Below are 15,788 nucleotides of genomic sequence, written 5' to 3'. Positions count from 1 at the left end.
AATCAAAACTGTGCGATAGCACATTCTGAGTGGTTTTTGCAAAAGCACCACTGCGTTATTCTAAAATATTTGTGAGTTAAAAAATGAAACGAAAAGTAACTGTTTTTGTGATCCTGATGATAGCCCTTACTGGCTGCGCTTCCCTTAGCGGTCCCAAAAAACCACCCCGATGCAACGGCAAGCATACCCGCGCTTTAAACAGAGATAAGTGGGATTGGGATAATAAAAACATTATCCTACAAGAAAAAATCGTAAAACCTGTTACCACCCCCATCATCCTTAACACACTGGAAAGCGAAAAAGCAACAGCTGACGTGAGACCTCATACCGCTCCATTGCGTTCCATAAGCCATGAAACGCTTTCTGATAAAACTATGGAGGTCACACGTGAAAAGTGATGCATTTGATGAATATATAAAAGAAGCCCGCTCATTCGATATTGATCGCATGCACGGCATGCGGGTGCGAATGAGAATTGCCATGGCTTTGACAGTGCTTTTTGGATTAATGACAATCGCTTTAGCTTTAGCGGTAGCGACATTAACACCCTTAAAAACAGTAGAGCCCTTTGTTATCCGCGTTGATAATTCAACAGGCATTATTGATACAATACATGCATTAAAAGAGTCGCCAAACGACTATGATGAAGCAATAACACGCTATTTTGCGGCAAAATATGTTCGTGCACGCGAAGGCTTTCAATTATCAGAAGCGGAACACAATTTTCGCTTAATCTCTCTTTTATCTTCACCAGAAGAACAAAACCGTTTTGCCAAATGGTATTCGGGCAACAATCCAGAAAGTCCGCAAAATATCTATCAAAACATGACCGCTATGGTCACAATCAAATCAATCTCCTTTTTAAGCAAAGATCTTATTCAAGTGCGTTACTATAAAACGGTCAGAGAATCGAATGGAAAAGAAAATATTTCCCATTGGGTTGCGATCTTAAATGTTTCCTACATTAATGCACTCATTTCAACTGAGGACCGATTAATCAACCCGCTTGGCTTTCAAGTGTCGGAATACAGATCTGATCCAGAGGTAATAAAATGATCAGGATTTCAAAACCAATCTTTTTAGCTTTCATTGTTGCAATAAGCAGCCATACAGTCCCCTTATTTGCTGAAACAGCACCTGTAAGTGCACGCAAAGACAACCGCATCAGATTTGTCAATTATGACCCATATAATGTCACGCAAATCATTGGATCTATTCGTTCTTCAGTACAGCTTGAATTTGCTGATGATGAAGAAGTTACTTATGTGGGGATTGGCAATTCTGTTGCTTGGCAAGTTGCACCAGCTGGTCACTTTGTCTTTCTAAAACCACGCGAAGTTCAACCCGTCACCAACTTACAAATTGTAACAAGCCGCCAAGACGGAACAAAACGATCTTATCAATTTGAATTGCAAGTGCGTGAAGGCGAGGTTTCAGCAGGCAATGAAACATATTTTTTGGTCAAGTTTCGTTATCCAGAAGATGAAGCTTTGCGTAAGAAATTAGCAGAAGCCGCAAAAGCTGCACAACGCGAAGAAAACTTTGTCAATGACATTTTAAATACCCATGAAAATTTTGGACCACGCAATTGGGCTTATGAAGCCCAAGGCTCAACCCTCATTGAACCTACTTCTGTCTATGATAACGGTAAAACAACAACCTTTACATTTTTGGGCAATACTGAAATCCCTGCCATTTATCTTGTATCGCATGATGGACAAGAATCTCTCGTTCCAAAATCGATTAAAGGAAATCAGGTCATTGTTCATGCCACAGCTGCGCGATTTACTTTGCGCCGCGGCAATGACGTGCTGTGCATCTTCAATAAAGGATTTGTGCCTGAAGGAATTAATCCCGAAACCGGTACAACATCACCCTCTGTACAACGTAAAGTGAACATAGGAAACGGTCATGATTGATAAAATGGATGAAAACGACATCAATGATCGCGATACGATAAAAGACGGTCAAAGAAAAAAACAGAGCTCTTCTATAAGCAAAGCAGCTACTCTTCTAGTTCTTTTCGGTGTCTGTAGTTATTTAGCATATTTAACGCTTGCCACAGAAAAAAAGAACCCCGTTGAAGTTCCCAGAGAAGGAATCATTAAGCAAACGGAACTTTTCCGCCCTGCACAGCCCAAGCCTATCCCTCTTGAGCCAACCGAACAAAATAATGCCTTATTGCCAAAAGTGGAGCTACCAACGCCAAAAGTAAATCAACAAACTGCCGATGCAAAACTCTTAGAATCAGCACAACGTGCTCCTGTCTTAGCGTATGCCAATACAAATCAGAGCCAAGCAACGATAGCAAAGAATAATGACGCTTTACCGAACAATCTTGAAAGCAAACCTGATGAAACAGCGCAACGCTTTAATCATATTCTTAAACCGACAACCCTTGAAGGCATACGCGCTTCAACACTTGGCAATCGAAACTACATTATTACGACAGGTACTCCCATTCCATGTATCTTAGAAACGGCAATTAGCAGTGATCAACAGGGTTTTGCTAGTTGTATCGTCTCCAGAGATATCTTGTCAGACAATGGTCGCGTTGTTCTCCTTGATAAAGGCACACAAATTGTTGGCGAATATCGTGCTGGATTAAAAAAGGGGCAAATGCGTCTCTTTGTATTGTGGACGAGAGCTAAAACACCCAATGGTGTTATTATAACATTAGCCTCACCGGCAACAGATACCTTAGGGCGTTCTGGTGTTGACGGAGATGTTGATAACCATTGGTTAGAGAGGATTGGATCTGCACTTCTTGTCTCCATTATAAGAGATGCGACAAACTATGCGAAAAGCCGTTTGTCAAAAGAACAAGAAAAGAACAGCTCTGAAACAGTCTCTTCTGGACAAAATATTGCAAGTATTGTCACAGAAAATTACGCCAACATTTCCCCAACATTGACAAAAAACCAAGGGGAAATGGTCAATGTTTTTGTTGCCCGCGATTTGGATTTTTCCAGTGTTTATAAATTGAAAGTGATTGAAAACAAAAAGCAGATTGTCAATCGGGCCCTTTCAAGAAACTTTTATAAAAATTCTACGGTGACTTTAAAATGAATCAAAACGTGCACAGTATGGGTGATGAAGCCGTCGCGATTGTTTTAACAAAACTTGAACCAATCAGAGCCTTTCTGAAAGATGAGGGTCTTTTTGAAATTGTCATCAATCGTCCCTATCAAGTAATGACTGAAGGTGTTGAGGGATGGAAAACAATAGAAGCGCCCGCTCTTTCATATAGTGAGCTTATGGGTATTGCGAAAGTTGTTGCTTCCTATTCTAAGCAAAATATATCCGATAAAAATCCAATATTATCGGCGACCCTGCCAGAAAATGAGCGTATTCAAATTGTCATTCCACCGGCAGTAGAAAAAGACACAATCAGTATGACAATTCGCAAACCCTCATCGCGGAGTTTTTCACTCGAAGACCTCGCAAATAAAGGTCTCTTTTCGGTGTGTGAACAGGTATCATTCACGCCATTGAGTGATTATCAATCGCGTTTTAATGAACTTAAAAGCATTGAGCATGATTTGACAACGGCTTACTGCAATAAGGATTTTATCTCCTTTTTTAATCAAGCTGTAAAACGCCAAAAAAACATTTTGATTGCAGGCAAAACCGGCTCTGGTAAGACAACGCTGTCAAAAGCATTAATTGCCAAAATTCCCAATGATGAACGTATTATCACCATTGAAGATACACCAGAATTGGTTGTGCCACAGCCTAATCATGTTTCCATGATCTATTCAAAAGATGGTCAAGGTTTAGCTTCTGTCGGCCCAAAGGAATTGCTCGAATCTGCTTTGCGCATGCGTCCTGACCGCATTCTTTTACAAGAGCTTCGAGATGGTACAGCCTTTTATTATATCCGCAATGTCAATTCAGGCCATCCAGGTTCGATCACCACGGTTCATGCCTCAACAGCACTTGCTGCATTTGAGCAAATGACCCTTTTGGTCAAAGAAAGTGAAGGCGGAGGAGATTTAGAACGTGAGGATATTCGGGGGCTGTTGATTTCAATGATTGATATCATTGTTCAATGCAAACGGGTTGAAGGAAAATTTAAGGTCACAGAGATTTATTATGACCCGTTCAAACAACGAAATATCTTTGGGGGGAATTAACGAGAAAGTACACCTACACCAAAAGGCTTTTTTAAGGCAACTCTTGAAAAGTTGAAAAGGAAAAATCAATGGAAACAAAGGCGACAGATAATCTTTCATCAATCACGCCGGAAGAATTGAAAAAACGCCGGGAAGCGGTTGATGCAGTCATCAGCACGCATGCAATTGAGGGTATAACGCTTCATCCCACAACACTCAAAATTTTAGAAGGATATGCAAGGGGAGAGACTTCACTAGAGGAATTTAATACTCTTATGGACAATGCCATATTATAAGGAGGCCATTATGCCAAAAGCAAAAGCAAAAACAAGAGGAGTCCCCTCACCCCATCATTATCTCTATCCTGGTACCAACATCCTCAAAAATAAATATGGAGAAACAGATTTAAAACTCTTTCTAGAAAAATGTTTGTATGATACAGAAGAAGCACTAAAGATTCTGCGAAAAGAATCCCTACCAGAACATTTTGATTCCGGTTATCTATGCCATATCCATCAGCAGTTGTTTAAAAATACATTTGAATGGGCTGGAAAGCTCCGCACTGTTCCTTTCACCTTTGCAGACGGTAGCACTGCCGCCATGCCAGAAATGAAAAGAGCGGAATGGGACAATGCTTTTGTAAGCGATAAAGAAATCCTCGAAAACTTACAAAAATTAGAGAAAACGCTTGCCGAAAAAGATAATTTGCAAGGCTTAACGCGTGAAGAATTCATCCATGAAGCAGTAGAAATATTTATCTCTCTCAAAAATATACACCCATTCATAGATGGCAATGAACACACAGAACAATTCTTTCTTGAACGTCTCGCCAAAGCAGCAGGACATCAACTTGATTTTTCGCTTGCCACAAAAGAATGCATGATGACTGCCTATACCGAAGCAGCACAATATGGCAATACACAACCGATGAGAGATCTTTTTGAAGATATTTCCAATCCAGAAAGAATACTTCTTTTAAAAGAATTCATGAACAACATGAAAGAACTTGGGCGTGATGTTAATGATCGTCTTGTTATGGTTGCAAAAGAAGGTGAAACTTACACAGCAATCTATAAAGGTGCTAGATTTAATGCCTTTGTGCTCGATATGCAAGGGATGTACATCATCGGCAATAAAGAGCATCTCACGCCAGAACAAATAAAAACATTAAAATCCGGTGATACCATTACTTTTACCCCCACAACCAAAGATCTTGAAAAAACGCTCATCCCCAAAGAAACATTAGCGCCTCTCACAAAAAGTGAATTGGACAAAATGGTTGCGGAAAGTGCTCGTGTCCACACCGCTCAAAACCAAATTCAACATTTGTCAAAAATTATTTATGGTAACTCAGAAGCATTAGAAGAAAAGATGAGAGAGATTTTTAGAAATCCAGGCTCAGGCCAACAGCTTTCTGATCAGATTGAACGCTCTCCTAGCTCTATTTCCCCTCTGAGAGGCACCAGTGTATTTGGATTAAAGAACGCGATGCGCAAAAATGCTGAAGAGCATGTTAATCTGCTCTGTAGCGCAATTACGAATTATGCGGATGCTGTACAACATACGCATCATGCAATCACTCAAGAACATAAAATTGAACAAGAACGCCGCGGAAAAGCAGTAGAGAAGCCGAGTGAAAACTTGCAAAATCTCCTTTCCTTATCACCAGAACAACAAAGTAAAATCTTGTCTCAATCTCCTCATTTGCACCACGAGCTCCGGACTTTTATATGCAATTTAGAGCATCGTCTCTCATCAGACGAATATCGTGCAATCAAACACAATGATTATGAAGCACTCGCAAAAAGTATTGGTATATCAGAAAAGAAAGCACGAGAAATTACCAAAACCGTTCAAAATGCCACAGAAGTACATAAGCGAGCCTACACACATACACTAAATCGCTCAAATACACTCGCTATGGCCAGTTAAAAGTATGAGGCATTTTACCTTCATTTAAACGTTCATGAGCAGGGATATTTTGATACTCCACCGCTCATGGAAAAAGGGATGTTTAACACCATATCACCTATTTTAAAGATATCATTTTACGGCGTTCCCTAATAAAATCGAAAGTAAGACAAAAATGAAATATACCAAAACGCAGTTAGCGCTTGTTTTAGCGCCAATCGCTTTAAGCACTTTAACGATATTCCTCGTTCCTTATTTATTGTCGCCTTATTTATTGTCGCCTTATTTATTGTCGTTTGTCACAAATGAACTGCAAACTCAGCAACTTTCTCGGTATCTTCACTCAGAGCCTTTATTGGTGCTGGTAGCAGTTGCTAGCGTATCTCTGTTTTATACCCTCTCACAAAAACTGCACCTATGCAAAGGGATTACGCTTGTCTCAGCTATCTTTTTCGGAATCGCTGCTCTTTACCATATTGGCGATGAAATAAAACGCTTAAATCCCTCTGTTGGCCAGCAAGAGATAACTTGGAACGATGCTCTAAAGTTCATGGATCCGATGGTTATCTTTGGTACCATTATCGGCGTTGCTCTTTTAGCAATTCAGTCCATAACAACCTCTCCGCGCGCAAGCAAGATCAAACATGTAAAAAAGGAGTTTTTGATGATGCTTCATGGATATCTTTAAAAGATGGTCAAGATTTAGCTTCTGTCGGCCCAAAGAAATTGCTCGAATCTGTTTTGCGCATATGCCCTGATCGCATTCTTTTACAAGAGCTTCGCGATGGTACAGCCTTTATTATATCTGCAATGTCAAAATCCATCCAAGCTCGATCACCACGGTTCATGCCTCAACAACACTTGCTACATTTGAGCAAATGACCCTTTTGGTCAAAGAAAGTGAGGGAAGCGGCGGCGATTTAGAGCGTGAGGATGTTCGAGGACTGTTGATTGCAATGATTGCTATCATTGTTCAATCAAACGGGTTGAAGAAAAATTTAAAGTCACAGCAATTTATTATGATCCCTTCAAACAACGAAACATCTTTGGGGAGGGAACTAATGAGAAAGCACACCTGCATTAAAAGGCTTTTTTAAGGCAACTCTTGAAAAGTTGAAAAGAAAAAATAAATGGAAACAAAGGCGACAGATAATCTTTCATCAATCACACCGAAAGAATTGAAAAAACGCCGCGAAGCGGTTGATGCAGTCATCAGTACTCATGCAATTGAGGGTATAACGCTTCATCCCACAACACTCAAAATTTTAGAAGGATATGCAAGGGGGAGAGAGACTTCACTAGAGGAATTCAACACTCTTATAGACAACGCTACATTAAAGAAGATAAAGAGGTCGCTATGCCAAAAGCAAAGTCAAAAACAAAAAATATATCGTCCATCTCTCCCCATCATTATACCTATCCCAATAGTGTCACACTAAAAAATAAATATGGAACAAAAAACTTAAAATCCTTTCTAGAGAAATGTTCGCATGATACAGCACAAGCAATGGTCAATCTGCGCCTTGAACCCCTACCAGAATGCTTTGATTCTGCCTATCTAAGTTATCTTCATCTCTGCTTGTTTGAAAATACATTTGAATGGGCTGGCTGTACCCGCAATGTCCCCTTTACGTTTAAAGATGGAACCACTGCTGCCATGCCAGAAATGAAGAGAACGGGCTGGACATATGCTTTTGCAATTGGTGATCAAATCCAAGAAGGTTTACAAAGATTAGATCAAACACTTGCCGAAAAAAATAATTTACAAGGCTTAACGCGTGAAGCATTCATCCATGAAGCAATGGAAATGTTCAATTCTCTTAACCATATACACCCGTTTAGAGAAGGTAATGGCCGCACACAACGAGTCTTTTTTGAAAATCTCGCCAGAGCTGCAGGCCATCAACTTGAATTTTCGCTTGTAACAAAAGAACGCATGATGGTTGCCAGTGTTGCGGTAGCAGAAGAAGGTAATCTAGGACCTATGCAGCATCTGTTTGAGGATATCTCCAATCCAGAAAGAATACTTCTTTTAAAGGAATTCATGGATAACATGAAAGATAGTGGGCGCAATGTTAATGATCGTCCTGTTATGGTTGCACAGGAAGGTGAAACCTATACGGGCATTTACAGAGGTGCTGGTCGTGAAGGTTTTGCGTTCAATGTGAGGGGTGCTTACATCATCGGCAACAAAGAGCATCTCTCCCCAGAACAACTGAAAACATTAAAGGCTGGAGACAAATTCACCTTTACAGTTCCAGGCGCCAGAGAACTTGAAAAAAATCTTATCCCAAAAGAAGAATTAGCCCCTTTGACGAAAAACGAAATAGCCGAAATGATTGCAGAAGATGCCTGCATCCACGTAACCCGAAAACAAATCCAAGGTTTATCAAAAACTGTTTATGGCAGCTCAAAAACATTGAACCAACAGATGGTGCAGATGATTAAATATCCCAATTTGAGTGAACAGCTCGCCAATCAAATTGAACACTCTCCTCACTCTGTTGCCAATCTTGCAGGTATCAATGTCTGTGGACTGAAAAATTCTACGCGCCAACATGCTGAAGAGAATACTTGGCTCCTGAGTGCTGCGGTTCGAAATTATAGCTATGCTATAAAACATGCTAAGAAAGAAATTCTTCAAGAGCATCAAGCAGAACAAAGACGCCGCGGACAAACGGTAGAAATGCCGAGTAAAGACTTACAAAATCTTCTTTCCTTAACACCAGAACAACAGAGAGAAATCTTGTCTTCTTCTCCTAGACTAAGAGAAGAGCTTAATGCTCTTATGCACAAATTACGTGATCGTCTCTCAGGAGATGAACACAATGCGATCAGAAAGAATGATTATGAGAAACTCGCTAAAAGTATTGGAATATCAGTGACTAAAGCAAAAGAAATTACAAAAATCGTTACGCAAACAAAAGAAGCACACCAGCAATCCCAAGCACTCAAAGTTCATCGCTCAAAAGCAATGGCTATGGCTAGCTAAAAAGTGTGAAACTTTGACCTTCATTTCAACCATTATGGAAGAGAGCTGTTTTGATAAGATTTTTCCCATAAAAAGGAGACCGTTTAACACCATATCACCGATTTTAAAGGTATCGTTTTACGGCATATCCCAATAAAACCGCCCGCTAAAACCGAAAGTAAAAGACAATGAAATATACCAAAACGCAACTTGCACTTATTTTAGCGCCAATCGCTTTAGGTGCTTTAACGATATTCCTTGTCCCTTATTTATTGTTGTTTATGATAAATGATCTAAAGACCAATCATGTTTATTGGTATGTCCGTTCAGAACCATTATTGATATTGGTGCTAGTTGCTGCTGTGTCATTGTTTTATAGCTTATCGCAAAAACTTCATCTGCGCAAAGCGATCACGCTTGTTTCAACTGTCTTTTTTGGGATCGTTTCTCTTTACTATATTGGCAATGAAATAAAACGCTTAAATCCCTATGTGGGCCAACAAGGAATAACGTGGAGTTATGCTCTAAAATTCTTGGATCCTATGGTTGTTTTTGGCGTCATCACGGGCATTTTTCTTTTAGCAATCCAATTCATGACAAGCTCTCCACGCAAAAGCAATGTGAAGCGTGCAAAAAAAGGAGTTTTTGGAGACGCCACATGGATGAATTTAAGAGACGCAGCAAAAATTTTCCCCGCCAATGGTCAAATTGTTGTTGGTGAAAGATACCGTGTTGATCAAGACCGTGTATGCAAGATTCCCTTTGCGCCTGGCAATAAAACAACATGGGGAAAAGGTGGAAAAGTGCCTTTGCTTACTTTTAATCTTGATTTTGGTTCAACCCATATGATCTTTTTTGCCGGTTCTGGTGGATATAAAACAACAAGTACAGTGGTTCCGACATGTCTAACATATACCGGCCCTATTGTATGCCTTGATCCTTCAACAGAAATTGCGCCAATGGTTAGATTTGCGCGTAAAAAAATGGGGAATAGAAATGTTATTGTTCTCGATCCCAATTCAGTCTTAACAAAAAATTTTAATGTGCTCGATTGGCTTTTAGACGATAGCATCCCGCGCACACAACGTGAAGCCAATGTTGTGAGTTTTTCTAAACTGCTTCTCTCAGACAAAAAATCATCAGATAATTCTTCAGCAGAATATTTTTCAACACAAGCACATAATCTTTTAACCGCTCTTCTTGCGCACGTCATATTCTCTGATGAATATGAAGACAGTGAGCGCAATTTGAAAACATTGCGCGGCATTCTTTCTCAGTCAGAAACAGCTGTTGTAAATCAACTACGCATGATTCAAGAAACAACACCCTCTCCTTTTATTCGTGAAATGGTCGGTATTTTCACAGAAATGGCAGACCAAACCTTTTCAGGGGTCTATACGACCGCATCAAAAGATACTCAGTGGCTTTCTTTGTCCAATTATGCAGATCTTGTTTGTGGCAATGATTTTGCATCATCAGATATCGCAAACGGGAATACAGATGTTTTTCTCAATCTCCCAGCAAGCATTTTGAACAGTTATCCAGCAATTGGACGCGTGATCATTGGTGCTTTTTTAAATGCAATGGTTACAGCTGACGGGAAATATAAAAAGCGTGTTTTGTTTGTTTTAGATGAAGTTGATCTTCTTGGTTATATGAATATTCTAGAAGAAGCGCGCGATCGTGGTCGTAAATACGGCACATCCTTAATGCTTTTTTATCAATCCTCTGGCCAGTTGGTCAATCACTTTGGAGAAGCGGGAGCGCGATCATGGTTTGAAAGCTGCTCCTTTGTAAGTTATGCTGCCATTAAAGACCTGCAAACAGCCAAAGACATTTCAGAACGCTGTGGTCAAATGACCGTTGAAGTAACCGGAACAAGCAAATCGAGAGGCTTATCTTTAGCAAAAGACTCTCACAACATCAATTATCAACAAAGAGCACTGATTTTACCCCACGAAATTATTCAGGAAATGCGCCAAGATGAACAAATTATCCTTATGCAAGGCCATCCCCCTTTACGATGTGGTCGAGCGATCTATTTTAGAAGGAAAGAAATGTTAGCGGCTGCTGAGAAAAATCGTTTTGCTCCACAAGCAAAGAAAAACTGAAAAAACGCCCTCTTATGGGTATTGCGCATCAAAACAATAACAACAGCATAAAAGGCAAGAGCATAGGTTCCTATTTCACAAAAACCCAAAGGAATTTTTGCATGATCCAACAAGAAAAATATGGTGGAGAAAAATTCTTAATTGTTGCTTTTGTGCATATGCTTACCAACGCTAACGCTCTTTATGAAGAGCCCCCCCAAAAACCAAACAATCAATGGCGACTACAACCACCCTGCTCACGCTTTAAACACCTATCAAGAAACTCTTGAAGACAGCTGCATGGAAAGCAAAGCGCTAGAAAACACACAGAACACTGTGATTTATGAAAATGGTAAACAGAGAGACTTTCCCAAAATACATTTAAAAAGAACTCAACGTACATTCAAAAAAGAAACGTGCATAAAAACAACCCCAACAGACCATTTTACATCTTTCACTTCAAAAGGATTACAAAAGCACTGTGAGAGAGTTGATACAGCCATCAGCACCTATGCCCTTGAGGGAGTGACTCTCCCTCAAAAAATGCTCGAAATCTCAAAAGAATACGCAAAGGGGAACTATTTACGCAAAGAATTTAACACTCTCATGAACCACCCTATCTTCTAAGGAGATCTCCTATGTTAGAGCATAATTATCTGTATAAAAATAGCAAAACATTGAAAAATAAATACGGCATAAAGGATCCACAAAAGTTATATGGACGCTGTTCCCATGATGCAGCCAGAGCGGCTGTAAATTTTCGCTATGAATCACCACCACAAAAATTTGATACGGCCTACCTAAAATCAATTCACTGGAGCCTTTTCCATAACACTTTTGAATGGGCCGGACAAACACGTGATAAACTCTTTAAATTTGCAGATGGCACCACAGCGCGTATGCCGGCGATGCGACCAAAAGGTTATGAGGTTCCCTTTGCTGTCGGCTCACAGATTCAAAGAGAGCTTAAACAATTAGAGCGAAGACTTACCGCAAAGAATAATCTACAAGGTTTATCACGGCAAGAATTTGCAGAAGAAGCCGCTGAAGTATTTATAGCTCTCAACCATGCGCATCCTTTTAGAAAAGGCAATGGGCGCACGCAGCGGATGTTTATGGAAAAGCTTGGACAAGCAGCAGGCTATAAGATCGACTTTTCCTTTATCACAAAAGGACGCCTAATACAGGCCAGTGTTGAAGCAATGCAATATGGCAATCCGCAACCGATGAAAGACCTGTTTGAGGATATCACCCATCCGCAAAAATCACTTATTTTAAAGGAATTTCTCTTTCAGATGAGAAATGCTGGGCTAGATGAAATCAACAATCGTATTATTGTCGCCGCAAAAGAAGGTGTGACCTATAACGGTACCTTTAGAGGAAGTAGCGCGGAAGGTTTTGTTATAGAGGTGGATGGTGCTTTCGTCGTCGGCCACAAAGATGATCTTCTACCAGAGCAAGTGAAGACATTACAGAACGGTGATTTCCTCTCCTTTCAGAAAAGCAATGTTCAAAATCTGAGAGAAATATTGATCCCAAAAGAAACATTAGCACTTCTCACCAATGAGGAACTGTCTGAAAGACTCGTCAATAATCCCGGTGTTAAATCATACCACCATGAAGTCGAGCGTTTATCAAAAATTATTTATGGCAAGACACAAGCACTAAACGAAACGATAAAGACAATCAATATAGATCCAAGCTTAAGTACACAATTCGCTGATCAAATTATCGAAAATCCAAAATCATTTTGTAAGCTTGCGGGAAGGAAAATATTAGGTATAAAAAGCCCAGCTCGCATACGTGCGGAAGAGACTGTTCCACAGCTTGGTGAAGCACTTCAAAGTTATGCTGATATGGTACAACAGATAACGGCTGACATCATAGAGCAGCACCAAAGAGAACAAAATCGCTTGAGCCAATCTGTCGAAAAGCCTACAAAAGACTTGCAAAACCTTTTTGCCTTACCACTAGAACAACAAAGAAAAGCTTTATCTCAATCTCTTCCATTGCAAAAACAACTCCATGTTTTTTCACGCCAATTACACAATCGTTTGTCATCAGAAGAGCGCAGAGCTATACAGGAAAAGGATACCACAAGACTTTCTTGCCTGCTTGGTGTATCGGACAGTAAAGCTAAAGAAATTGCTAAAATCATGAAACTCACCAAAGAAGTACAATGTCAAGCACGCTCCCTCAAACTCAGTCGCTCTTCATCTCTAGCTTTTAACGGTTAAAGACCGGCATAATTTTAGTTTTTTATCTGACCTCTTGGCGCAAATCATTTCATCTTAATTGCATTAAGAGTTGTTATGGAATGCAAGAGAAAAGTTGTATCAAAATAGACCCGGTAATTTTATTTAACTTATTGATAAAATTTCACAAAAAAACTGTATAAAAAACATAAACATCAATTACGATAAGCAGCGAATAGCGGAGGATCTTTGGAGATCATTCAAATGGACATCCTCCTTCATATAAAAGCTATCAAAGCATAAAGGTGGAGAGTGCGCCAGAGAAGTTTTCTAAAACAATTCTTGAAAGGAAACATGCATGAAAAAGAATCATCCAGCCCCTTCTCCCTCTGTAGCTGAACTAATAAAACAATTTGAACAACAAGTCCCAGAAGATCAAAATCCAGAAGCCCTCTATGCGAAGGCTAATAAAACACCCAGAGAACGGCGCCCCTCACAACAAGCTACACCAGAACCCCTTTATGCAACGGTTAAGAAACCTCCCAGAAAGCAAAGTCCTCAAACCCCACCAGAAAGTGCCTATGCACCCCAAACCCCACCAGAAAATGCCTATGCGATACCGCGTGGTGGGAAACATCCCCAAAAACCAGTAGACCCCTATTTAGTAACTGATCTGAAGGAAGCTGGTTGGCTAGACTTTGAATATCTAGAAAACCCTCTCTATGACCGAGAAAACCCTCTCTACATCCTAGAAAATCCTCTCTACGACGGAGTGGGTAGAGGAGCAGATAGGGAGCAACATCCCGAAAAACCAGAACATATCTACGCAGAGATTGACACGAGAGAAAGCGAAAGTCCGCATCCCACACAACCAGCAGAAAGTGCCTATTCGATACCGCGTGGTGGGAAACATCCCCAAAAACTAGTAGACCCCTATTCAGTAACTGATCTGAAGGAAGCTGGTTGGCAAGAATTTGAACATCTAGAAAACCCTCTCTACGACGGAATAGGTAGAGGGGCAGATAGAGGGCGACATCCCGAAAAACCAGAACATATCTATGCAGAGATTGACACGAGAGAAAGCGAAAGTCCGCATCACACACAACCACCAGAAAGTGCCTATGCACCCCAAAACCCACCAGAAAATGCCTATTCGATACCGCGTGGTGGGAAACATCCCCAAAAACTAGTAAACCCCTATTTAGTAACTGATCTGAAGGAAGGTGGTTGGCAAGAATTTGAACATCTAGAAAACCCTCTCTACGACGGAATAGGTAGAGGGGCACATAGAGGGCAACATCCCGAAAAACCAGAACATATCTACGCAGAGATTGACACGAGAGAAAGCGAAAGTCCGCATCACACACAACCAGCAGAAAGTGCCTATGCACCCCAAAAACCACCAGAAAATGCCTATGCGATACCGCGTGGTGGGAAACATCCCCAAAAACTAGTAGACCCCTATTCAGTAACTGATCTGAAGGAAGGTGGTTGGCAAGAATCTCAACATCTAGAAAACCCTCTCTACGACGGAGTGGGTGGAAGAGCACATAGAGGGCAACATCCCGAAAAACCAGAACATCTCTACGCAGAGATTGACACGAGAGAAAGTGGAAGTCCGCATCACACACAACCAGTAGAAAATGCCGATGCAGATGTAAATACTAGAGGACACAGAAGACAGCACCAACATCGCCCAGAACAATCCGCACACGCAGCAAGCACTTCACAAAACAAAGCAGGGCCTCTCACGAATATCGAACTTGCTGCCCGACTCGCAGAAAATGAAAATATCCAGTATTGTCGTGCAGAAATCCAGCGTTTGGCCACAATTGTTTATGGCAACCCGGGTGTTTTTGAGCAACAGATAAGTGCGTTTCTGAGACATCCTCATGCAGGGGACCCAATCTCACGGGCAACCGCAGAAAAACCTGAAAGTGTTAGTAAACTTGCAGGTGCACAAGCACTTGGCATAAAAAGTCCTGCACGCAGACAGGCTGAAGATGGTTTTCGCCCCCTATGTGATGCTCTTGAACGCTTTGAACACACTGCACACAAGCTCGCAAAAAGCATGATGCGTGAGCATCAGGAAAAACACAAAGACCTTGAGAGAGGACAAGAAAGTCCAGAAAGAACCCGCAGACATCACCATCATCATCATCGTGCAAGAGAGGAACAACACCACTCTCCACAACGCGAAGCGCAACAACGCAGCAGAGCTGGAGGAACAAAAGGAATGGCTTTTTCAATGTAAGTTTACATAAATTTTTCTCTGATCTCTTAGCACAATTCATTTGATAGGGATTGCGCTAAAACTTTTTGTGCAATGTTACGGAAGAGGTCCATAAAAACAGCCCCCATATTTTATTTAACTTATTGATAAAATTTCACAAAAAAACTGTATAAAAGTCACAAATATCGATTACAACAAGCAGCGAATAGCGGAGGATCTTTGGAGATCATTCAAATGGACATCCTCCTTCATATAAAAGCTATCAAAGCATAA

The 15,788-nt window shown here is 40.7% G+C and carries 13 protein-coding genes and 2 pseudogenes; all 15 read left to right on the top strand.

What is annotated here, in order from left to right; translation table 11 throughout:
• The first annotated feature begins 83 nt into the window (after positions 1 to 83).
• The 15 genes and pseudogenes from QHG54_RS07760 (at position 84) to QHG54_RS07690 (ending at position 15,536) form a co-directional block, all read left to right on the top strand.
• A complete protein-coding gene (locus QHG54_RS07760; RefSeq protein ID WP_406604141.1) occupies positions 84 to 398 on the top strand; it encodes a type IV secretion system protein VirB7 in 315 nt (104 codons plus the stop codon).
• Complete coding sequence (locus QHG54_RS07755; protein ID WP_317993704.1) at positions 352 to 1,056, top strand: virB8 family protein; 705 nt, start codon at positions 352 to 354, stop codon at positions 1,054 to 1,056. Before QHG54_RS07760 ends, QHG54_RS07755 begins: the two co-directional genes overlap by 47 nt.
• A complete protein-coding gene (gene virB9, locus QHG54_RS07750; RefSeq protein WP_317993705.1) occupies positions 1,053 to 1,919 on the top strand; it encodes a P-type conjugative transfer protein VirB9 in 867 nt (288 codons plus the stop codon). Before QHG54_RS07755 ends, virB9 begins: the two co-directional genes overlap by 4 nt.
• Entirely contained in the window at positions 1,912 to 3,069 is a 1,158-nt protein-coding gene (gene virB10, locus QHG54_RS07745; RefSeq protein ID WP_406604140.1) for a type IV secretion system protein VirB10, read from the top strand. The genes virB9 and virB10 overlap by 8 nt, the downstream gene beginning before the upstream one ends.
• On the top strand, positions 3,066 to 4,136 hold the full coding sequence (virB11, locus tag QHG54_RS07740) for a P-type DNA transfer ATPase VirB11 (protein ID WP_406604139.1): 1,071 nt from the start codon (positions 3,066 to 3,068) through the stop codon (positions 4,134 to 4,136). The genes virB10 and virB11 overlap by 4 nt, the downstream gene beginning before the upstream one ends.
• 68 nt (positions 4,137 to 4,204) lie before the next feature.
• A complete protein-coding gene (locus QHG54_RS07735; protein ID WP_406604138.1) occupies positions 4,205 to 4,411 on the top strand; it encodes an antitoxin VbhA family protein in 207 nt (68 codons plus the stop codon).
• 10 nt (positions 4,412 to 4,421) lie between these two features.
• Positions 4,422 to 6,047: a BID domain-containing T4SS effector gene (locus QHG54_RS07730; RefSeq protein WP_406604137.1), complete on the top strand. Its 1,626-nt coding sequence runs from the start codon at positions 4,422 to 4,424 to the stop codon at positions 6,045 to 6,047.
• 154 nt (positions 6,048 to 6,201) lie between these two features.
• Positions 6,202 to 6,714: a hypothetical protein gene (locus tag QHG54_RS07725; RefSeq protein ID WP_406604136.1), complete on the top strand. Its 513-nt coding sequence runs from the start codon at positions 6,202 to 6,204 to the stop codon at positions 6,712 to 6,714.
• A pseudogene (locus QHG54_RS07720) lies at positions 6,699 to 7,110 on the top strand (ATPase, T2SS/T4P/T4SS family); the annotation flags it as partial. The gene QHG54_RS07725 and the pseudogene QHG54_RS07720, both read left to right, overlap by 16 nt.
• 46 nt (positions 7,111 to 7,156) lie before the next feature.
• Positions 7,157 to 7,363, top strand: a pseudogene (locus QHG54_RS07715) (antitoxin VbhA family protein); the annotation flags it as partial.
• A 20-nt stretch (positions 7,364 to 7,383) separates the two neighbouring features.
• On the top strand, positions 7,384 to 9,018 hold the full coding sequence (locus QHG54_RS07710) for a BID domain-containing T4SS effector (RefSeq protein WP_406604135.1): 1,635 nt from the start codon (positions 7,384 to 7,386) through the stop codon (positions 9,016 to 9,018).
• Between the two features lie 167 nt (positions 9,019 to 9,185).
• The gene (traG, locus tag QHG54_RS07705) at positions 9,186 to 11,108 is read left to right on the top strand and encodes a Ti-type conjugative transfer system protein TraG (protein ID WP_317993711.1); all 1,923 of its coding nucleotides are present in this window, start codon (positions 9,186 to 9,188) and stop codon (positions 11,106 to 11,108) included.
• A 279-nt stretch (positions 11,109 to 11,387) separates the two neighbouring features.
• Entirely contained in the window at positions 11,388 to 11,714 is a 327-nt protein-coding gene (locus QHG54_RS07700) for an antitoxin VbhA family protein (protein WP_406604134.1), read from the top strand.
• 11 nt (positions 11,715 to 11,725) lie between these two features.
• Positions 11,726 to 13,324 (top strand): BID domain-containing T4SS effector, encoded by a 1,599-nt coding sequence (locus QHG54_RS07695; protein ID WP_406604133.1) that lies wholly within the window; start codon positions 11,726 to 11,728, stop codon positions 13,322 to 13,324.
• A 316-nt stretch (positions 13,325 to 13,640) separates the two neighbouring features.
• Entirely contained in the window at positions 13,641 to 15,536 is a 1,896-nt protein-coding gene (locus QHG54_RS07690; RefSeq protein ID WP_406604132.1) for a BID domain-containing T4SS effector, read from the top strand.
• Positions 15,537 to 15,788 lie beyond the last annotated feature (252 nt).

Origin of the sequence: Bartonella gliris (genome assembly GCF_045277155.1) — a bacterium.
Taxonomy (GTDB): domain Bacteria; phylum Pseudomonadota; class Alphaproteobacteria; order Rhizobiales; family Rhizobiaceae; genus Bartonella; species Bartonella gliris.
This window is presented reverse-complemented; position numbering and strand designations above follow the sequence as displayed.